This window comes from Sporosarcina sp. P32b, from assembly GCF_002743335.1.
Lineage (GTDB): Bacteria > Bacillota > Bacilli > Bacillales_A > Planococcaceae > Sporosarcina.
The window spans coordinates 1-21,804 of record NZ_PDZB01000003.1 but is presented as its reverse complement, the minus strand read 5'-3'; the positions used below and the strand labels follow the sequence as shown (position 1 = coordinate 21,804).

The following is a 21,804-nucleotide window of genomic DNA, read 5'->3' as shown; positions in this document are numbered from 1 at the left end:
ACATATCTTCCTTTGCTAACACCGGAATCTATGGTACATTTTTATATAATAGACCTAGTATAATGAATACTCATAGAAAAGTCACGCAATTTCATCGAATAAATAAATATTCACTATTTTCACATAGAAAAAACTTGAAAAGAGGTTGGAAATCCTGGTTACTAAGTTATTCGCTCTTGATATCGGGACTCGCTCCGTTGTGGGCATTATACTGGAAGAACATAACGATTCATTCCATATTGTAGACTTGATTTCTAAAGAACATAAAGAGCGATCGATGATTGATGGACAAATACATAATATTTTAAGCGTGGCGTCTATTATTCAAGAAATTAAAGAACAATTGGAACAAACTCATGGTCCTCTGAAACATGTCAGTGTTGCGGCAGCTGGTCGTTCATTGAAAACAGCAGAAGGAACTGTGACGGTAGATATTTCAGATCGTACTTTGGTATCAAATGAGGATATTAACCGATTGGAATTATTAGCTGTCCAACATGCACAGGAAAAATTACTAGCCGCTCATCAATCGCAAGAGGATGACCACTATTATTGCGTAGGTTATTCGGTGCTATATTATAAATTGCAAGACGAAAAGATTGGCAGTTTGATAGATCAAACCGGGAAATCAGCGACTGTAGAAGTCATTGCTACATTTTTACCACGTGTAGTGGTGGAATCCTTACTCGCCGCCTTACAGCGTGCCGATTTAGAAATGGAAGCTCTAACGCTTGAACCGATCGCAGCTATTCATGTACTCGTTCCTCCTTCTATGAGAAGATTGAACATCGCATTAGTTGATATTGGCGCTGGCACATCAGATATTGCCATTGTTAGAGAAAACACCGTGTCGGCTTATGGAATGGTACCTGTGGCGGGAGACGAAATGACCGAAGCACTAAGTTCACATTACTTGCTCGATTTTCCTTTAGCTGAACAATTGAAACGTCAAATCTATGATCAAGAGATCTTGACGGTTCAAGATATTTTAGGATTCGAACAAGAAATACCTTCACAAGAAGTGATCGATGTCATTAGACCGTCAGTGAAACATCTCGCGTTATCCATCGCCAATGAAATCAAACGCTTGAATCACAACTCCTCTCCACAAGCCGTCATGATTGTCGGAGGTGGAGGGTTAACGCCTACACTGACAAAAGAAGTGAGTATGCAACTAGATCTTCCGGAAAATCGGGTAGCCATTCGAAGTCTCGACGCACTCTCAGGGGTTACACTCGCTGATCATATCGAAGCTTCTCCTGCACTCGTTACACCAATCGGTATTGCGATCGCAGCGCAAAGAGCGCCGATTCATTATATTTCCCTAACCGTCAACGAGCAGTCCATTCGATTATTCGAATTAAAAGAGCTTACTGTAGGTGACACGCTACTCGCGGCCCGCATTACTGCCCGTCAGTTATACGGTAGACCTGGACTCGCACTAACCGTAAAAGTAAACGGACAATGGAGAACACTTCCTGGCGAGCACGGCTCACCTACGACCATCCTGTTAAACGGCGCTGAAGCAGGCACGAAGGATCGGGTAGGTAACCAAGACCATGTTGAGCTATTGTTCGGCAAAGACGGTACAGACGCCTCAGCGACAGTCAGGGACTTGGTAGAGGCGCCTGAACCTATTCATTATCAGCTAGACGGAGTGACACGGACGGTTATAGGTGAAATTTTACTCAATGGAAAGACTGTGACAATGGATACGGAGATTGCTGATCGAGAAGAACTGACAGTGAATGCAGCGAATAGAATACGAGATGCGATAACCTCTCATGTAAGTCCGGGAACAGATTCGTTCACTGTTACATGGAACGGAACCCCCCACCGTCTGAGGAAGCGTGAGACCGTCTACATTGCAAACGGACAAGAAGTATCAGACCAATATGAGATTTGCGCGAACGATATCATTGAAACGCTGCAACCTGCCTCCCTTTCCTTAAAGGAAATAGCAAGGGATTTAGATATCGTTCTAGAAGAGCGCGCCGATGTTACATTCAATGAAGAACCCGTGGTGATCAAAAAACCACGTACTGCCGCTTATGTAAACGGACAACTGGCGAACCTTGACTACCAAGTACAATGTAACGATCAGGTTGAATTCAAATCGTTATCCAATTCGCCTATACTATTCAGTGACATATTTTCATTCACTGATTTTTCATTACCCTCTCAATCTACGGCCGCCTATCGATTAATGCGTAATGGCGAATCCATTCGCTTCAATGAATTGATATTCGGCGGAGATCAACTAGAGATTATATTTGAATAAAAGCTACGCCTTGCGGAAATCGCATGGCGTAGCTTTTTCTATTACTCGTTTCATTTACTAGTACGCATAGAAAAAACCTTCCCGTGAAGGAAGGTTTTCACTATTATTTTGAATGGATTTTGTTGTTGTTGTTGTTTGAAGTTGAGTTGTTCGCTTTAGACTGATTCGTATCCTTTTTAGCTGAAGCATCTGCTTTAGGAGATTTGTTGTCATTGGTATTGGTATTGTTTTTGTTTGAAGATTTGTCAGCTTTAACTTGATCTTCATTTTTGTTTGAAGAATCTTTTACTTTTGAAAGCTCTCCAGATTTTTCATTGTTTTCTTTTGCACTTTTATAATCAGTTGCTTCTTCACCTTCAGATGATACTGTACCATCATCCATTGGAACTTTAGCTTTTGATGTAGCAGTTTTCACTTTGTCTACTAGTTGTCCTGATTGCTCTTGTAAGCTATGTGACAACTCAGAAGTTTTCTCTTTTGCAGCTGTAGTGAAAGCTGTAGTTTTTTCTTTTGCCGTATCCGTGAAGTCAGCTGTGTAATCTTTTGCTGCACTTGATAACTCGGCTGCTTTATCTTTCGCTGTGCTTGATAGCTCTACCGCTTTATCTTTTGCTGTTGAGCTTAATTCAATACTCTTGTCTTTAAATTGTGAAGCTTGTGTAGTTAAATCTTCACGCATTTCACGGCCAGTCTTCGGTGCCAAGAACAATGCAGTTGCCGCTCCGATTACCCCACCAATGATTGCGCCGGCAATGAAGCTTCCTGTACCGCTGCTATCTTCGTCATACAGATCATTTGTAGAACGGTATGAGTAGTTCGCCGGATATTGTGGCTGTCCATAAGTGTTTGAGTAGTTACCTTGATTGTCGTTGTAGTTCGGTTTGTTTTCTGTCATTTTTCTTCCTCCTGTGAATTCACTATTTTTGTATGTTTTAAAGGAAAATGCTTGTACTAGGAGCGCGATTTGTATACCGTCCAACCAGCGGACTTTTTAGGTTGCCGTTCCTTTACTTGATCATATAGACCAAATGCAACGGTTCCCCATTGTACTACTTGCGCGATTTTGTCACTGTTTTGTTCGGCTTGGGTAGTTACTGAACTCGAGATCCGATGAACGGATTGATTGAGCGTGTTCACTGAGTCGCCTACTCCCTTTACCGCATCCACCACAGTGTTCAGCTTGTCCGCTTTTCCTTGTAAATCTTCGGCCAGCTGATTGGTTTTTTGAAGAAGCTGTGTACTTTCTGTAGTCACTCCCTCTAATTGCTTTGATAAGTCATCTACTGTATGCGAGACACTTTGTAAAGATGTCTTTAACGACCCCAGTGTCATAGCTAGACTTACACAAAGAATAAGAAATGCGATTGCTGCAATTACTGCTGCAACGTAAAGTAAATTGATCACTTACGTTATCCTCCTAGAGCATATTCTTACGAAAACTTTACCCCTCTTTCAGAGTTTCTAAACTTTTCGTCCTATTACTCCTGTTCGACATAACTAGGTGATATCCTTTATTGAAACCAATAAATTCTAAAAAAAAAAAAGAGAAACAGCCTTCTCATAAAAGATTAGGCTGTTTCTTCTTTCGTAATATCTGATTTGAATTGTTTTAAATATAATTGGATATCTCCGGCTCCCATAAATAAGATTACCGCATTGTGATGTGCTTCTAAATCTGACATATCTTCTATTTTCAAATGTTGGGAGTTCGGGATTTTATCAATCAAGTCTTGAATGGTTAAACTTCCGACTTGCTCTCTTGCAGATCCGAAAATATCACATAAGTACACATGATCTGCCTCAGACAGAGCTTCTGCAAATTGATCTAACATCGCAGCAGTTCTGCTGAAGGTATGCGGTTGGAACACCGCAATCACTTCACGGTTCGGATATTTTTGACGTGCGGAATCCAATGTCGCACGGATTTCAGTTGGATGATGCGCATAGTCATCCACAATGACGCGGTCATCTAATTCCAAGACAGTAAAACGTCTTTTCACACCGGTAAACGTCGCAAAGCGTTCATTTACAATTTCAGCTGGAATATTTTCATAATGACAAAGCGTAATAACACTCAACGCATTTCGAATGGCATGGTCGCCTGTTAATGTAATTGTGAAACGATAATAGAATTCATTTCGGATGAATACATCAAATGAGCAGCCATTTTGATCTTTTTCAATATTCGCTGCGTAGAAATCATTGGATGGATCCAAGCCGTAATAAACAATCGGAACCTGACATTGGAGTTTCTGAAGATTATCATCATCACCGCAAGCGATTAATGCCTTCTTCACTTGACTCGCCATCTCTCCGAAAGCATCCAAGATATCGTCCAAACTTGTGAAATAATCCGGATGATCAAAATCAATATTCGTCATGATTGCATAGTCTGGATGGTATGCCAAAAAGTGACGTTTGTATTCACATGCTTCAAATACAAAATTCTCCGCATTCTTGACACCTTTACCTGTACCGTCTCCAATTAAATAAGATGTTGGCGCAAAGCCACCCAATACATGTGAAAGCAAACCCGTTGTAGATGTTTTACCATGCGTCCCCGTCACACCAATGGAAGTAAATTGTTCCATATAGTCACCAAGGAATTCATGATAACGAATAACCTCTACACCCAGTTCTTTTGCCCGCAGTAATTCAGGATGATCATCTTTAAATGCGTTTCCCGCAATCACTTTCATGCCCGGCTGAATATTATTCTCGTCAAATGGAAGTACTTTTATATTTCTTTCATGTAAGGGATCTTCTGTGAAAAAGTATTTTTCCACGTCAGAACCTTGAACTGTATAAGAAGAGTCATGCAGCAACTGGGCAAGGGAACTCATTCCCGATCCTTTTATACCAGTAAAATGTAACAATGTCATATTGAAACCTCCCGGGAATTCTTTCATCCCACTTTTTATCTTCAATTGTCCAATAGTAGACCAGAAGATTATTTCCTGTCATAGTATACCACGCGTTCGCACAAACCTTTGGATACGAACTTTGGATTTATTATTTCATGAAGCTTTCAAATGCTTGTTCAGTCAAAAAGACGTCGCGCGCTCTGCTTCCTCTTTGCTCAGATATAAATTGATTTGCTTCCATTCGGTCGATTAACTTTGCCGCCCGGTTGTAGCCGATGCTGAAATGGCGCTGTAATGACGAGGTAGATGCACTCCCCTGCTCGATGACAAAGTTGCAAGCTTGCTCAAATAACGGATCCGATTCCTCTTCTCGGACAGCGGCCGCCAGCAAATCATCTTGGCCGAATAAGTAATTCGGTTCTGCTTCATTACGAACATGTTCTATTATACGCTCGATTTCATCATCCGTGACAAATGTCCCCTGAAGACGGACAGGAGCCGATTGGCCATTGCCTAAATACAACATATCCCCTTTACCAAGTAAACGATCTGCACCTACTGTGTCTAAAATCGTTCTAGAATCCACTTGTGAGGATACAGCAAATGCTATGCGAGTTGGAATGTTGGCTTTGATCGTTCCCGTGATGACATCAACAGAAGGTCGCTGTGTTGCGATGATTAAATGAATACCACACGCTCTAGCTTTTTGTGTGATTCGGCTGATGGACACTTCAACATCTGCAGGTGCCATCATCATTAAATCTGCTAACTCGTCAATCACTACTACGATATAAGGCATTTTTAAAGAGAAACGACGTGATTCCATGACCATTTCGTTATAGCGTTCAATATTACGTACGCCGGAATGCGCGAACAGTTCATAGCGTCTTTCCATCTCATTAACTGCCCATTTCAACGCTGCAGTCGCCGCTTTTACATCCGTAATAACGGGACTCAACAAGTGAGGAATCCCATTATATGGTGCTAGTTCTACCATCTTCGGATCAATGAGCAATAGTTTCAGATCATGATGCGAAGCTTTATATAGCAAACTGATCAGTATAGAGTTGATGCAGACGGATTTACCGGAGCCTGTTGCACCCGCAATCATTCCGTGTGGCATCTTGCGTAGGTCAAGTGTTTGCGGCTCACCAGTCAAACTCAGTCCAAGTACAGCCTCTAAGGGCGAGTCTGAGTTCATAAAGGAATCACTATCAATAACCTCTGAAATTCGAACAGCACGTGTTTTGCGATTTGGGATTTCAATACCAATCATACTTGTACCTGGAATCGGTGCCTGGATACGAATATCTCTAGCAGCCAAAGCCAATTTTAAGTCGTCGGTAAGATTTCGAATTTTACTTACTTTCGTCCCCTGCATTACCGTTAACTCAAACATCGTAACTGCAGGTCCTTGTACAGCTTGCACGACAGTCGCCTTTACAGCAAAGTGAGAAAGAGTTTCTTCTAACGTCGCGGACTGCGACGCAAGCCACTCTTCATCAATGATTTCTTCCTCCGGTGGTGCTAAATACTGCATCGTCGGGAATCCGTAATGTGGTGGTTCTTCTTCGATTATTTCCTCTTCAGGCTCTTCTACAATCGTTTCAGAAGTCGTCGACACAGTCTCGGTTACTTCGACATAAGATTCTACCGCAATGGATTGCGGCTCTTCGATGGAGCTTGGTTCTTCCACGCTTGGTTCTATACTATTCTTCTGTAGTTCTTGCTCTACCAGTTGTATATCCCCTACCGCTTCGGATGGTTCCGCCACTTCGCGATTCATATGATCCGCTTCTATTTCAACTGGCTCTTCCACTACTACTTCTTTCTTTGCTGCATTAGCTGCAATTAACTCTTCTACTCTTGCTGCTAATTTTTCTTTATCGGATTTAAGCATCAACACATTAAATGGTACGACTTTTTCTTTTTTAACTGGTTGCGCTTGTTCTTCTATTTCATCCATTTCGGATTCTACTTCTTCTATTTCCTCTTCTATCTCTTCTTTTACCTCTTCTTCTACCTCTTCTTCTACTTCTACTTCTACTTCTACTTCTACTTCTACTTCTTTTTCAATCGTAACAGTCACTGGCGCTTCTGAATCTACTACAATTTCTTCGATTTCAGCTTCAACATCCTCATGCTTTTCTACTTCTGTTTCAACTTCCGTTACCGATAGAGGACGCTCTACATCTTCCGTTTGGGCAGAGACTTCCTGCGATTCCTCTCGTTCTACCGTTGTTACTGGTACTTCTTCTAACTCTTCACTTGTTTCTTCAGTTTCTTCAGTTTCTTCGGTTTCATCTTGCACTAAGTCGTGTTCAGCTACTTCTGGTGATTCTTCTTCTATCATCGGTATTTCTTCAGTCTGTTCTACTAGTTGCGTAGCTTCTTCAGATACTTCTGATTTAGGTGCTTCTACTTCTTGCGCTTGTTCTGGCGCTGAAAACACTTCAGACTGTCTTTTTTCTGATGAACTAGCAAATAATGGTGTTTCATTAGGTTGTTGATTGGAAATCAAGGACAATGGCAATTCATCATCATGATCTTCTAATTGATCATGCAACACTTGATCTTTCGTATCTTTCTTTTCTATGACCGACTCCATAGCCTCACTGATTGGAGAACTAGTGTTCAATCCGTAGATAGGTGAAGGAACATGAGTAGGTGTAAACGGCTTTCTAAATTTCTTCGGCTTCTCAACCTTCACGGGTTCTTCCTTCGGCTGATACGGTTCCTCTAGTTCAGGACGTCGTGATTCATAGGGTTCAATTCGTTGCGGCTCCGCGTGCAATGTACGGTCATGCTTTCTTCCGGAAAATGGAAGAGGTAGTGGACTTGATGTAGGTGGAATGATGTGAGCAAAATCTCGTTTTGCTTCTGCACGGTAGACATTTCCACCTCGCTCATAACGACCTGGCCAACGTTCATTCTGTTCCAAAGGAAGTATTTCATATGCATCTTCTTGTGTCGCTGCTTCTTCTTGTAAATAATCTTTTGTATATTCATCATGATGGATTTGTGGTTCCCATCCATAAATTTCATAGTCAGAAACTATCGGAAATCGAAAGTTTGTTTTTTTATTTTCATCAAGATCTTCGTTTAGATTTTGGTTTTTAATTTGATTTTGATTTTGGTTTTGGTTTTCATTATTTTTTTCCATGTTATTTTCAGTAGTTGATTGTTCATATAATGGGTTCTCTTTTTCAGAGCCTTCTTGCATTTGCTGAAGGCGTCTCTTCATATTCCGTAGCCAGCTCAAATATATCACTCTTTTCATATCAATCATTTCATTTTAACAGGTTACCTATAAGGAAATCAAACAGTTCTATGTTCTTTCTGTATAAAATGATGATTTGTAACCCTTTGTAACAATAATACAAAAAAGCTTTTGCTACAAGCTTAATGAGGCTTGTGCAAAAGCTTTTTTTCTATGGATATATTTACAACTTACGCTTTGAAAGCTTCCCCGACTTTTCGATCGTCTTCTAATACGAGGATTCCCTTTGCTTCAGGTGCGTCTTGTAGATCAAGTTCTGTAGCAGAACAGATCATACCTGATGAAGCTACTCCGCGAAGTTCCGCATCACGAATGATCATACCTGAAGGCATTACAGCCCCTACTTTTGCTACAACAACCTTCTGTCCAGCTTCCACATTGGCAGCGCCACAAACGATTTGCAATGTTTCTTCCCCTACGTCTACCTGGCAAACGTTCAACTTATCTGCGTTTGGATGCTTTTCTTTTTCAGCAACATAGCCGACAACGAACTTTGGCGTGAAATCCAATTCCAATTCTAAATCGATGTCATTTGTCTTTAATGCTGTTTGTAGTTGTTCGCCAAGCTCTTCTGTCAGTTCCACTTGACCAACTGCTGAAACAGGGAAATAACTGGATGCATCAAATAAATTGAACGCAACTACAGTTCCCGTTTCTTCATTTTTGATCAATGTAACATTGTTTTTTCTTTCAGCAGTAATTGCTGTAGGTCTTTCTGTTGTAAGTTGAACGAACAATACATCGCCAACACCTTCTGGATTATAAAATATGTTCATTTTTTCTTATCCCTTCTTGCTAATCTATTTTTCGCCATAATGAAAATAGGTTCTAGTTTACCATCTTCATAAATGAATGACAGAGACGTAACAGGAACAGCTCCTGTTGTGAAAAACTGCATAGCAATTTGTGCCACGACGTCATAGCCCGTTTCATTTCGGATGTCTCCGATAATTAACACATCTTGATGCGGAACGGAAACGACCATATGACCTTCAATTTTCTGTTCCATTTCTTTCATGAATGGCTGATTTAATATTCTGCTCGCATCATAGCCATCGTTGTTGCTGATAAAGTAGAAAATATTATCGGAAACGATATCTTGTTTATAAGCAGTCGGTAACGTCTTCACTTTAAACATTGCGATTTCCTGTATTTCTTGTTCTGTCATCTGCATATCGGCCAACATCCCATGATCAATCAAGCGATACGTATTCCCTAGATCTAACGCATAGAAAATCCGTGTTTCAGCTGTATGATCTTTCGTTAAGAAAGGTTGTCCCGCAGAACTTTCTGTTGGGAATGAAGTCGAACGGATGACAGGATAGATTGTATTTTCTCCTGCGAAGCCTTTTTCTTGTTCTTGCTCCATAGCGCGAAATGTTTCTTGAATGGTATACACCACTTCATCAATTGCACGATCTTTTTTCTGCTCATACTTGGATAAAATTTCAGGTAATGAAATATCCATACCTTTATGAAGAGTATGGTGGACAATCCGCAACTTGTCCGCCTGTCGGTCAAATTGCCAATCAAAGTTCTCTTTAGGTAAGCGTTTCTTTAGTTCTTCTACCAAATCTGCAGCTTCCATTCGTTAACCCTCTCCTTCACTACTCTAAGTTACTTACTGATCGTTATGCTGAGCCGAACGAGCAATTTCCATCATCTTTTCTAAATAAGCGTCCGTGTTTTCTTCATTCGTGACAGTTTCTACTTTCGCTCCACCTACGTTTGCAATTAACTCTACTTGCTTCTCACCTTTTTGAATAACCGCAACGAAGCCAAATGCATCATCTTTAGAAAATGTTTGTGCACCTACTAAATGATCCGGTTCATCCGTCAATAGAACATCATAATACACTTGACTGTTTTTCTTTTCATTCGGATTAACGGTTAGATAAAATGAATCATTTCGTTTAGTTAAAACAATCTTTTGTGAAACTGATTCTTTATCTATTCGTAGAGTTGGCGGTTTATAGAATTCAATATCGCCCACCGTTTGATTCGCTTTTTTACTATTAAGTTCGAATACTTTTTTCGCTGAAACAAATGCATCGTCAGTACGGACTTCCACCTTCTGATTACAGCCTACCAATACGACAGCTAGTAGCAACAGCAAGAAAACCTTTCCACTTCGCAACATTCAGGTTCCCCCCTTCTCTACTTTCGTTCAATTTTCTATCAGTCCTATTCTAATCGCACCCCGACGCTATTGCAATCGTCAGCTCTGTAGTGACGTGCTATACAAGAGCTGGCCGATCAATAATTGCATGATATGTTCAAATAACGCATCCCTTGGAACGAGTTGTGCCGTTAACATACCCATAGCCCCTTCAGACATTCGGATATTTTGCTTTGTAAAATAGGCATCGACCGCATCACCTAGCTCTTTGCCGCGAAGAACTTCATTGGCCAAGTCCTCAGGTAAAGGGATTTGTGCGCCCGCAGCAGTAAACGTTTTGCCTTCCGGTGTAGTGAGGGCGCCCCAATTACAGAGGTACATCGTGTCACCAATCATATGGACACCACCTTCCAAACCGATACCAAAAGCATGGTGTGCTGCAGCGATTGAACGATTGATAGCCCCTTGCCGAGTTTCCTCTTCACTCATCGGTTGCGCGCGGACGCCCGACGGAACGGGCGCTGAAGAAATGATACTGTTCTCCATATAGCGCTCAACGACTCGAACTACCGCACGTTTTTTCGCCTGATTTTCAGAGCCAAGAACAAATTTCATTCAGCACCCTCATTTCATTTCTAGTCGTTTAGCAGTTTTGTTTAATCGTTTCCACAGTCGTTTTATCACATGCTTTTACTAATTTTGTAATTAATTCTTTCGCTGCTGCATAATCATCTGTGTGGATAATGGAAGCCGCAGTATGGATGTAGCGAGAACAAATTCCGATGACAGCACTTGGCACGCCGTCATTCGCGATATGGACTTGCCCTGCATCCGTACCGCCTTGGGAGACAAAGTATTGATACGGTATATTGTGAGTTTCAGCAGTGTCTAGAATGAATTCGCGCATACCACGGTGTGTGACCATCGAGCGGTCCATAATGCGCAACAACGTTCCTTGACCTAACTGACCGAATTCATTTTTATTGCCACTTGCATCATTTGCAGGACTCGCATCGAGTGCGAAGAATAAATCTGGATCTATCATACGTGCTGCCGTTTGCGCACCACGCAACCCAACTTCTTCCATAACCGTTGCACCTGAATACAATGTATTCGGCAACGTGTCATTCTTCACTTCTTGCAATAGCTCCACTGCGAGTCCGCAACCATAGCGATTATCCCATGCTTTGGCCATAATTTTTTTCGGATTAGCCATCGGTGTGAATGGACATATCGGCAAGATTTGCTGACCAGGACGAATGCCGAAACTTTCAGCGTCCGCTTTATCGTCAGCACCGACGTCAATCAGCATGTTTTTGATATCCATTGGTTTGCTGCGCTCTGCGTCACTCAATAAATGCGGCGGAATAGAGCCAATGACGCCTGGGATATCTGCATCTTCTGTGATGATCTGGACTCGTTGTGCAAGTAGCACTTGGTTCCACCAGCCACCTAAAGGCTGAAAACGAAGCATCCCGTTATCCGTAATACCTGTTACCATGAAGCCGACTTCATCCATATGTCCCGCAACCATAATTTTCGGCTGGTCTTCTTTTCCGTGCCGAACACCAAACACGCCACCCAGACCATCTTGAATAATCTCATCCGAGTTCTGTGCTAACTGCTCACGCATAAAAGCCCGGACACGGTATTCATTACCAGGTGCGCCCGGAAGTTCAGTCAATGTACGAAATAGTTCTAACGTTTCTTTTTTCATCTAAATCCCTCACTTCTTTTATTGTCTATATGTATTATATCCACATACCAAACAGATGAATACTAATTAGGTTAAGCATTTGCTTTACACAAAAGTGCCATATTCTACCGATTTACAAAGTCGAAAACACTTTTGAATCGCCATGCACTTTTAAACTATGTTACACTATAAGAAAAGATTTGCGAAGGAGGCTGCAATTAGCCATGAGAGTAAAAGACTTTTTAGCTGGAATTTTAACCGGAGTTGCTGCAGGCGTAGTAGTGAATGAGGCATTTAATCGTTACAATGAAGAAGTACCTGCTGACAACGTATTGAAAAAAGTAAAAGACGCATTTAAAGAAGAAGGACCAATCGATGGTTCTTGGATCGTTATGAAACCAGAACCTTTCACAAACCACGTAATTTCTATGGATGTTTACCGTGGTGGCGTTTCACGCATGAAAGACGGCAAGCTCGAGCAATTCGAATTCGCAGCAGATGCGAAAACAGGCACTGTCGTAGAGCTAGTTCGTCAGTAATCAATAATCAAATATACGTAAAGAGGCTATCCGAGAAGTATCTACTTCTTGCGATAGCCTCTTTTTTTGTTTGAGTCAATTTTAAGTGCGAGTTGTATTGCGTTTCATTCTTTGTAAGTAAGAAGTGGCAGTATATGGTGGTCTATTGAGAGCATTTTCGATTCGAGCACTACATGCAGTTTGTAGTTTGACTAGCAATGGGAGTGGAGAGTACATTGAACGCCACTTCGGAGCTAGCGGAAGTGGCGTTCAATGGATAATGGGAAAGCGTCGGCCTGGAACATCGATCAACTGCGCACTCCCCTTACTAAATCACTTGAACTTGCACTTAAACTTAACCCTCACCGAGTACGTGGCAAGCTATCCACAATCGTCTTGCCATCTTCACTAAACTTCGCCATGCGATACACCGCATCATGATAGAAAATAAAACCATAGTTATTTGGAAGCGCTTCCTTCATCAAGCGCTCTTTTGCAAAAATCGAGTCCATCGGATAATCATCATACGCAAGTACCCATAAAGGATTCGTATGCGCATGCGTCGGCATAATATCCGCCATATGAATCAGCGTCTCGCCTTCTTGCTCCAGCTTAATCACACAATGACCGTCACTATGACCGCCCGTATGAATCATCTTAATGCCTGGCACCACTTCAATCTCTTCTTCAAACGTCGTAACCTGATCTTGAATCGGTTCCCAGTTTTCTTTCCAATACGTATTTCGTGAGCGGATATTTGGCTCTCTCATTTCATCCCACTCGACTTGCGATGTGTAGATCTTGGCATTCTTAAATACCGACACAAGCTCATCGTTTTCCCACTGCGTCAAACCTGCCGCGTGATCATTATGAAGATGAGACATTAACACAACATCGATATCATCCGGTGTCATACCGAGTTCTTCTAAACTTTCCTCTACGCGTGTTTCGGCCCGTACACCTAAGTTACGCTTTTTCTTGTCGTCCAACTTACCTTTACCGATACCTGAATCAATTAAATAGTTTGTCCCTTGGTATTGAATGAGGATTGGGTCTGTTCGTAATTCAATCACATTATTTTCATCTGCTTCATAGCGCCTTGACCATAGAGCCTTCGGAACGACACCGAACATCGCACCACCGTCTAAATAGTTCACGCCACCGTCTAGCCATGTTAGTTTCATATCATGAAAAGTTAGTTGATCCAAAAAAATTCCTCCCTACATCCTTTAGTAACTGTTGTATTGACGTTGTACTTTTCCACGGAACTCTAAAGATCCAGCAGAAAAGTACAACGTCCAACAGCTTTCTATCTCACCAGAATCAGCTCTGATATTGTGCTTCCAAACGATAAATTGGTTGACCTTTACTTGAGAACTTTTCTTCATATTCGGTTAACACATTATCCTCTGGCATATTTGCATGTAAATCGAGTGAAACGGATTGTAATTTCATTCCATAGTCCGTCATGGAGACAAGAGAATATTCAAACAGCGAACGATTATCTGTCTTAAAGTGCACTTCTCCATTGGCCTTCAAAACACCTTCATATTTCGCCAAAAAGTTTGGATGTGTCAAACGACGCTTTTCATGGCGATCTTTTGGCCATGGATCAGAAAAGTTTAAATAGACACGATCAATTTCTGATTCCGCGAAAATGGAAGCTAACTCTTCTCCATTGACACGCATCAAACGAAGATTTGAAGGCTTTTTCGCTTCAATTGTTTTCTCTAACGCGGACACAATCACATTATCAAAGTGTTCGATGCCAATATAGTTAATCTCTGGATTAGCCAATGCCATTCCAATAACAAATTGCCCTTTACCCGTACCTACTTCAATATGAATTGGCGCATCGTTTCCAAACTCTTCAGTCCAACGATTTTTCTTACCTTCCGGATCCAAAATCAATACATCCGGATGCTCTGCCATGAAATCTTTAGCCCATGGCTTATTTCGTAAACGCATAATCAGTACACTCTCACTTTTTCTGTAATTTCTATTCTATTGCTCATCCACAATTTCTTCTGCATCAAACAATCGACTCATCGCTGTAGTTTGTGCATGATCCAAAATCGCTTGTGCCGCTTTAAATTGCGTATGCTTCATCGGACTCGGATTACTGCATAACTTGGTCAGCCATTGTTCATATGTTTTGCGATCAATCGTTGTCACTTCAAATGGAGTTCCGGGATAATCAATATAGCCGTTTCTAGAAACTATCAGCTTCTTGATCGGGATCTCCACTTTCGCCGCTCTGAAAAATGATGAAACCACTTTCTCCATCCTACTAAGCGCGATAGTAGGATTCAGTACTTTCACTTCTTCCTCACCGAACTTCTTCAGCCAAAACCTTTCGCCACTACCTATGTACGCGGCCATTCTTTCATCTTCGAGCACCGTGATGCAATAGCATGTAGTAGGTGCCAATAAAATGATATCCAACTCAACAGGTGCCTTACTGACTTTGACGATTGGATAATATAACAACAAAAAGCTATCAGGTAAACGCAGTAGTAGCTGCTTCAATAAGGGGTCAGAGAAATACTTTGGATCTACACGAGACCGGTCATACAATGTAGAACTCGCCCACTTTAATTGGAATTGAAACAATTGATCACGATAAGCTTTCTTTAACTGTTCAATATTCGAAGGTTGACCCGAAATCGAAGCCGAAAAACTCCTATCATTCTCACGATCTTCTACTGCTTCCTCGGAAACAGCCGCCTCATCTGTCAATTCCACATCTGCTTGCTTACGCCATTTCTTGAATAATAACGTATACCATTTCGAAGGCACTTGTACATCCTCAGGAAAAGTAGCCGCTTGTTCCGCATATAAATCAACACCATGCTCCCATTGGTTTTTGATACGTTTCCACTGATAGCGTTTCAGACGGATGAATTGTGTCGGATAGCGAGTTAAGTCATTCTCGTACCGGGAAATATAATCCGCGAGTTTAACTAGCTGGGCCATTTAATTCTCTTTCCTCATTATGACCAGCAGCCACCAACTTCGGAATTTGCGCCTCAAATGCTGTTTGCAACTTTCTCGTCAACGGCCCAGGAACTCCTTGTCCAATAGGTTGCTGATCTATTGTTACAACCGGTGTAATTTCAGCATTCGTCGACGTATAGAAAAACTCATCCATATCTAGCGCTTGCAACAATGTGAATTCTTCCTCTTTAACCGGAATCGCTAAATTCTCTGCAATCTGTAAAACAACACGACGAGTAATTCCGTTCAAAATAAAATTATTGGCAGGATGTGTATAAAGGATTCCGTCTTTAATACCAAATGCATTAGAAGATGAACCTTCACGTACTAAGCCGTCTCGAACAAACAATGCTTCTTGACATCCGTGATCAAATGCCTCTTGTTTCGCCATTACATTGCCAAGTAAATTTAAACTTTTTATATCGCAACGAAGCCAACGCATATCTTCAACAGACTTCATAGCCGCACCTTGTTGAAGGATTTCTAACGGACGTGCATTTTCTACAGCATAGCCAATCATGACAGGAACACTGTCTTCCGGGAAATGATGTGCACGTGGCGCCACACCGCGTGTGACTTGTATGTAAATATGTCCAACAGATATTTGATTATCGGACTGAAGCTTTTGTACGATTTCCAGTAACTCATCAAGTGTATATGACATGCTTACGCGGATTTTTTCAGCACTCTCAAGTAATCTCTCCAAATGTTCTTTCGCCGTGTACAAAGCACCGTCATACACTTTAATTACTTCATAGACTCCATCGCCAAATACATAGCCACGATCATTCACGGACACATTCAGTTTATCTTCTGTTAGGAATTCCCCATCTTTGAAAAAGATCACACAACCGCCACCCTTCTATTATGAAACCTCAAGCCAAACTACTGCCAGTTTCCTCTTTTTCTATTTTCACATGTTTATGGAATAAAATCAATTAGACCTTAATAGAGTGAAGACCATTTTTTTAATCATTTCAAAACTAATGCTAACTAGGTAACTAGTAATCTATTTATTCTAATTAATTCAAAAGTATAAGCGAAAACATGTGCGCTTTTACATAAAATACGTTATACTACTATTGTCAGAATCATTCACATACTATTCTGGCATAACTTAGATATAAGGAGCGATTCAGGAAAGGTAATGTCAGAGAATACCCCAACAGTCTTCTTTTGCAATGTTGGCGTGAAAATATGAAGATGAAGGAGTGGTTTCTTAGATGAACCCAGCTACCGATCGCATGTTAATTCGTATCAAAGATGTCTATCTGTTCATTCGGGATAACGGAAAAGTAACAACGGAGGACGTGGCAGATGAATTCAACATTTCATCACGCACGGCACAACGTGACTTAAACGTTCTGGAGTACAATGAATTGATTAAGAGCTCAGTCCGCGGCGAATGGACGACGACGTCCAAGAAAGTGAAATTACCTTCCTGATTTAGCCTCCTATATACAAGTGTACAAAGCAAAAAGGCTGACGCTTTTGCATCAGCCTTTTTGCTTGGAACGATCTACTTCTTTTAATTGCAGCAATTCTTCTTCTGTTAACTCGCGGTATTCCCCTAATTCCAAATCTGGGTCCAAAACAAGCGGCCCCATCGTTAAACGTTTCAAATATACCACTTTTTTTCCTACCGCTTCAAACATCCGTTTCACTTGATGAAACTTTCCTTCTGTAATCGTCAGTTCAATCTCCGACTCTTCGGCAGAATGTATTATGTGTAAAATGCCCGGCTTTGTTTCGTAGGCATCATCTAAAATTACACCGCGCGCAAAAGCTTCAGTATCTTCTTCCGTTACAACTCCCGCCACTTTCGCATAATACGTTTTCGGCACTTCTTTCTTCGGTGACAACAGATTATGTGCAAGCTTCCCATCGTTCGTCAGCAACAATAACCCTTCTGTGTCTTTATCCAAACGACCTACCGGAAACGGTTCGAAATGACGTTCTTCACTTCCAAGTAAATCCACGACTGTTTGATCCCGGTTATCTTCTGTCGCAGATAACACGCCAGGCGGTTTATGCATCATCAAGTAGATGAATTCCCTATAGATGACTTCTTCACCTAGCAATGAAATCGCGTCTGCATCCGGATCCACGTGCTGTGCAGGATCTTTTTCCACTGCCCCATTCACCCGGATCATTCCTTTTTTCAACAACTGCCGAACTTCTTTACGTGAACCATAACCTGTATTCGATAATAATTTATCTAACCTCATCTATTAGCCTCCAAACCCGATACGTCTCATTATACGTGTCAGACGATCTCCAAATAATTGTTGTGCAAGTCCTGATTTGAAAGCCAGGAATCCATAAATCACCATTCCCACACCTGATCCAATCATGACATACAATAATGCTTGCCAACGTCCTACTGGAATGTGCGCCATGTTCAAGCCTTTATTCGTCAGCCAAACACCTGCAAACATCACTGCGTTGAAAGCCAAAATCAAGAACAAGCGTCTAATGACCATTTCAGATTTATAATTCAATGCTCTTTTGATAACGAACAAGTTGATACATACTGCTACCGAGTAGCCAATTGCGGTGGCTATGATTGCGCCGTTCACTTCAAACAGTTTAATCAGTGGAATATTGATCAGCATTTTCACTAACAACCCGAGCAATGAAGTGAAGACGATCCATTTATGATGATCGATTCCTTGTAAGATTGCAGCCGTTACCGTGAACATCGCAAATAAAATCGCAACCGGTGCGTAGGCAGCTAAGACGCTTGCTCCCGCCACATCATACTCATACAAGAATTGATAGACTTCATTGTTTAAGACAATCAATCCAATAACCATTGGAATCGTCAAGAACAACATAATTTGATACGTCTGATCGAGTGAACGTGTGATGCCCTTTTGATTGTTAGATGTGTAATCCTTCGTGATAATAGAGATCAGCGCCATCGAAAATCCTGTCGCGACCATCACAGGTATCATCACAATCTTATGTGTTAAAAAGTTCAGTTTTGTTAAATATAAATCAGAGACACTGGAAAGTCCGATTGATTTCATAGCGCCGTTAAATGTAATCATATCGACGAATTGATAGATTGGATTAATCGTTCCGACCAATACAAACGGCAATACGTACGCAAGGACTTCCGTATAAATTTGTTTCAAGGAAACCGAACTCGCCGGTGGACTATTCGATAACAAATAATCGAATTCATCCTGATACTTTTTCCAGTAATAGTAGAGACTCCATAAACCAGCAAGCGCTCCAATAAACGCAGCAAACACTGCAAACTGTACAGCGATTCGTGGGGATAGATCCAGTACATTGACGACCACGAACGCTCCAACGAGCACAACGATGATCCGTACGATCTGTTCAATTAATTGAGAGACAGATGTAGGTTCGAATTTTTGATAACCTTGCAAAAACCCTCGAGCGATACTAAGTAACGGTACCGCAAGCAAGGCAAAACTGACCCAGCGAATAACAGTCGCAATATCTTGAACTGTGAAAATCTGTTCCTCGTCCTTGATGACAAGTTCCGCGATCGGAGTCGCAAGGAAAAACAACGCAAGAAACGACAGCAAGCCTGTTACAGACATGACGACCATACCCGATTTCATCAACTTCCGTCCGGTCGCATAATCGCCTAACGCATTGTATTTAGAAACAAACTTCGATATGGCGAGCGGTGCCCCGGATACCGCGACCGCCAGCGCTAGATTATACGGTATGTATGCGTATTGATAGAGACCGACACTCTTTTCTCCAACGATTGCGTAAAACGGAATTACATAAAGCAAACCGAGTGCCTTCGATAAAAATAAGCCAATCGTTAAAATGGCTGTGCCTTTCAATAAATTCGATGCCATAATTGATTCCTTCCATTCCTAAAGAGATTCTTGTATAGTTTACCCCTCGACACGCTTTTGCACAATCTTTATCTAAAGTCCAAATCAAAAAGCAACCATGCCCATATGGTGTATAATGAGAGACAAAATGAAATGAAAGAGTGGTTCTACAATGTATGATGTAATCGTAATTGGTGGCGGTCCTTCAGGTTTAATGGCCTCCATTGCAGCAGCCGAACAAAAAAAGCGCGTTCTATTAATTGAAAAAGGACGGAAGCTCGGCAATAAACTAGCCATTTCAGGCGGCGGTCGCTGTAACGTAACAAATCGACTTTCTCAAGAAGAAATTATTAAACATATACCAGGAAACGGAAAGTTTTTATATGGCCCGTTCTCTGTCTTTAACAACCAGGATATCATTCACTACTTCGAAGGCCTTGGCGTGCCTTTAAAAGAAGAAGATCACGGACGGATGTTCCCTGTTTCCAATAAGTCAAAAGATGTCGTAAACGCGCTCTTGAATCAGATGGATGAACTAGGCGTGGAAATACGCTTGGAAAGCCGAGTACAAAAATTATTAATGGATGACGAAAAGATCCTAGGCGTTCGGTTAGAAGACGGTGAAGAAGTACGCGCACACGCAGTCGTCGTTGCCGTCGGAGGCAAAGCCGTTCCACAAACAGGTAGCACAGGAGATGGATACCCTTGGGCTGAACGAGCGGGTCATACCGTAACGACATTGTATCCGACAGAAGTGCCGTTACTGTCACGCGAGCCATTTATCGTCTCAAAAGATTTACAAGGCCTTGCGTTACGCGACGTCAAAGTATCCGTATTAAATAAAAAAGGAAAAACACTTGTGACACATCACATGGACATGCTCTTCACCCATTTCGGATTAAGTGGTCCTGCGATTTTACGTTGTAGTCAATATGTTGTCAAAGAGCAGATGAAGAACGGCAAGCAGCCTGTCTTACTACAAATTGATTCAATACCTGATCAACATGAAGAACAATTAACGCAGACGATTGCGAAGATTTTAAAGGATGAACCGAAAAAACAAGTGAAAACTTCATTGAAAGGTCTCGTGCCTGAACGGTGGTTGCTGTTTTTATTGAAGAAAGCAGAAATCGAAGAAACTGAAATCGGCATAGATATTAAACGTGAAGCTATACGAACACTCGCCAAACTTCTGAAGACGTTCCCCGTCCATATTACAGGGACACAACCGATCGAGAAGGCGTTCGTTACAGGTGGCGGTGTTTCAGTAAAAGAAGTGGAGCCAAAGACGATGGCTTCACGTAAGAAAATCGGTTTGTTTTTCTGTGGAGAGATATTGGATATTCATGGATACACGGGCGGCTATAATATTACCGCAGCGCTTGTAACAGGACGTCTGGCCGGGATGAATGCTGGATTATTGGAGTAACTTTGAATTGTCTTATGAGCGGTTGGATCGTTTTATAGAGCGGATAGCGTGATACATTGAGCGCTTAACCCCGCCGATAGAGCGGATAGCGTGACACATTGAGCGAGCAGCCCGGTTGATAGAGAGGATAGCACGTCACATTGAGCGAGCAGCCCGGTCGATAGAGCGGACAGCACGACACATTGAGCGCTTAGCCCAGCCGATAGAGCGGACAGCACGACACATTGAGCGCTTAGCCCGGCCGATAGAGCGGATAGCACGACACATTGAGCGCTTAGCCCCGCCGATAGAGCGGATAGCGTGACACATTGAGCGAGCAGCCCAGCCGATAGAGCGGATAGCACGACACTTTGAGCGCTTAGCCCCGCCGATAGAGCGGATAGCACGACACTTTGAGCGAGCAGCCCAGCCGATAGAGCGGATAGCATGACACATTGAGCGCTTAGCCCAGCCGATAGAGCGGATAGCACGACACTTTGAGCGAGCAGCCCAGCCGATAGAGCGGACAGCACGACACTTTGAGCGCTTAGCCCAGCCGATAGAGCGGATAGCACGACACTTTGAGCGAGCAGCCCAGCCGATAGAGCGGATAGCGTGACACTTTGAGCGAGCAGCCCCGCCGATAGAGCGGATAGCACGACACTTTGAGCGAGCAGCCCGGCCGATAGAGCGGACAGCACGACACATTGAGCGAGCAGCCCAGCTGATAGAGCGGATAGCACGACACTTTGAGCGAGCAGCCCAGCCGATAGAGCGGATAGCGTGACACTTTGAGCGAGCAGCCCAGCCGATA

At 42.1% G+C, this 21,804-nt stretch carries 20 protein-coding genes; 4 read left to right on the top strand and 16 right to left on the bottom strand.

Translation table 11 applies throughout. The features are described 5' to 3' along the window. Positions 1–145: 145 nt before the first annotated feature. Positions 146–2,281 (top strand): cell division protein FtsA, encoded by a 2,136-nt coding sequence (locus tag CSV64_RS03215; protein WP_483315625.1) that lies wholly within the window; start codon positions 146–148, stop codon positions 2,279–2,281. Between the two features lie 103 nt (positions 2,282–2,384). Here the strand turns inward: CSV64_RS03215 and CSV64_RS03210 are convergent, their stop codons facing one another. From CSV64_RS03210 to CSV64_RS03170, 9 genes are all read right to left on the bottom strand, one after another. After that, the gene (locus tag CSV64_RS03210; protein WP_099632767.1) at positions 2,385–3,176 is read right to left on the bottom strand and encodes a YtxH domain-containing protein; all 792 of its coding nucleotides are present in this window, start codon (positions 3,174–3,176) and stop codon (positions 2,385–2,387) included. Positions 3,177–3,232: 56 nt separating this feature from the next. Beyond that, the gene (locus CSV64_RS03205; protein WP_099632766.1) at positions 3,233–3,685 is read right to left on the bottom strand and encodes a DUF948 domain-containing protein; all 453 of its coding nucleotides are present in this window, start codon (positions 3,683–3,685) and stop codon (positions 3,233–3,235) included. A 164-nt stretch (positions 3,686–3,849) separates the two neighbouring features. Then, positions 3,850–5,163, bottom strand: coding sequence for a UDP-N-acetylmuramate--L-alanine ligase (gene murC / locus CSV64_RS03200; RefSeq protein WP_099632765.1), 1,314 nt, complete (start codon positions 5,161–5,163; stop codon positions 3,850–3,852). 130 nt (positions 5,164–5,293) lie between these two features. After that, positions 5,294–8,389: a DNA translocase FtsK gene (locus CSV64_RS03195; RefSeq protein ID WP_233190361.1), complete on the bottom strand. Its 3,096-nt coding sequence runs from the start codon at positions 8,387–8,389 to the stop codon at positions 5,294–5,296. A gap of 206 nt (positions 8,390–8,595) precedes the next feature. Then, the gene (gene ytpR / locus CSV64_RS03190) at positions 8,596–9,201 is read right to left on the bottom strand and encodes a YtpR family tRNA-binding protein (RefSeq protein ID WP_099632764.1); all 606 of its coding nucleotides are present in this window, start codon (positions 9,199–9,201) and stop codon (positions 8,596–8,598) included. Continuing rightward, positions 9,198–10,013, bottom strand: a complete 816-nt coding sequence (locus CSV64_RS03185) for a DUF1444 domain-containing protein (protein ID WP_099632763.1) — start codon at positions 10,011–10,013, stop codon at positions 9,198–9,200. The genes ytpR and CSV64_RS03185 overlap by 4 nt, the downstream gene beginning before the upstream one ends. Before the next feature lie 33 nt (positions 10,014–10,046). After that, positions 10,047–10,565 carry a hypothetical protein gene (locus tag CSV64_RS03180; protein ID WP_099632762.1) on the bottom strand — a complete coding sequence of 173 codons (519 nt, stop codon included), beginning with the start codon at positions 10,563–10,565 and terminating at the stop codon, positions 10,047–10,049. Positions 10,566–10,643: 78 nt separating this feature from the next. Then, positions 10,644–11,159, bottom strand: coding sequence for a DUF84 family protein (locus CSV64_RS03175; RefSeq protein WP_099632761.1), 516 nt, complete (start codon positions 11,157–11,159; stop codon positions 10,644–10,646). A 28-nt stretch (positions 11,160–11,187) separates the two neighbouring features. Continuing rightward, positions 11,188–12,261 (bottom strand): M42 family metallopeptidase, encoded by a 1,074-nt coding sequence (locus tag CSV64_RS03170; protein WP_099632760.1) that lies wholly within the window; start codon positions 12,259–12,261, stop codon positions 11,188–11,190. Positions 12,262–12,464: 203 nt separating this feature from the next. Here CSV64_RS03170 and CSV64_RS03165 point away from each other — a divergent pair, with 203 nt between their 5' ends. Further along, a complete protein-coding gene (locus CSV64_RS03165) occupies positions 12,465–12,779 on the top strand; it encodes a hypothetical protein (protein WP_099632759.1) in 315 nt (104 codons plus the stop codon). A 341-nt stretch (positions 12,780–13,120) separates the two neighbouring features. Here CSV64_RS03165 and CSV64_RS03160 read toward each other — a convergent pair whose 3' ends face one another. From CSV64_RS03160 to dat, 4 genes are all read right to left on the bottom strand, one after another. Beyond that, positions 13,121–13,966 (bottom strand): YtnP family quorum-quenching lactonase, encoded by an 846-nt coding sequence (locus tag CSV64_RS03160; protein ID WP_099632758.1) that lies wholly within the window; start codon positions 13,964–13,966, stop codon positions 13,121–13,123. Between the two features lie 115 nt (positions 13,967–14,081). Further along, on the bottom strand, positions 14,082–14,726 hold the full coding sequence (gene trmB, locus CSV64_RS03155) for a tRNA (guanosine(46)-N7)-methyltransferase TrmB (protein ID WP_099632757.1): 645 nt from the start codon (positions 14,724–14,726) through the stop codon (positions 14,082–14,084). Positions 14,727–14,762: 36 nt separating this feature from the next. Further along, a complete protein-coding gene (locus tag CSV64_RS03150; RefSeq protein WP_099632756.1) occupies positions 14,763–15,734 on the bottom strand; it encodes an NERD domain-containing protein in 972 nt (323 codons plus the stop codon). After that, positions 15,718–16,602 carry a D-amino-acid transaminase gene (dat, locus tag CSV64_RS03145; protein WP_099632755.1) on the bottom strand — a complete coding sequence of 295 codons (885 nt, stop codon included), beginning with the start codon at positions 16,600–16,602 and terminating at the stop codon, positions 15,718–15,720. The genes CSV64_RS03150 and dat overlap by 17 nt, the downstream gene beginning before the upstream one ends. A 376-nt stretch (positions 16,603–16,978) precedes the next feature. On the opposite strand from dat, the gene CSV64_RS03140 reads away from it, so the two are divergent. Next, positions 16,979–17,200, top strand: coding sequence for a DeoR family transcriptional regulator (locus CSV64_RS03140; RefSeq protein WP_099632754.1), 222 nt, complete (start codon positions 16,979–16,981; stop codon positions 17,198–17,200). Positions 17,201–17,251: 51 nt separating this feature from the next. Here the strand turns inward: CSV64_RS03140 and CSV64_RS03135 are convergent, their stop codons facing one another. Together CSV64_RS03135 and CSV64_RS03130 are read right to left on the bottom strand one after the other, a co-directional pair. Continuing rightward, positions 17,252–17,983 (bottom strand): pseudouridine synthase, encoded by a 732-nt coding sequence (locus CSV64_RS03135; RefSeq protein WP_099632753.1) that lies wholly within the window; start codon positions 17,981–17,983, stop codon positions 17,252–17,254. A 3-nt stretch (positions 17,984–17,986) separates the two neighbouring features. Beyond that, entirely contained in the window at positions 17,987–19,603 is a 1,617-nt protein-coding gene (locus CSV64_RS03130; protein WP_099632752.1) for a putative polysaccharide biosynthesis protein, read from the bottom strand. A gap of 151 nt (positions 19,604–19,754) precedes the next feature. Here CSV64_RS03130 and CSV64_RS03125 point away from each other — a divergent pair, with 151 nt between their 5' ends. Then, positions 19,755–21,011 (top strand): BaiN/RdsA family NAD(P)/FAD-dependent oxidoreductase, encoded by a 1,257-nt coding sequence (locus CSV64_RS03125; RefSeq protein ID WP_099632751.1) that lies wholly within the window; start codon positions 19,755–19,757, stop codon positions 21,009–21,011. A 526-nt stretch (positions 21,012–21,537) separates the two neighbouring features. On the opposite strand, the gene CSV64_RS16590 is transcribed toward CSV64_RS03125, so the two are convergent. Beyond that, a partial coding sequence (locus tag CSV64_RS16590; RefSeq protein WP_158233677.1) for a hypothetical protein occupies positions 21,538–21,804 on the bottom strand: 267 nt, incomplete at its 5' end.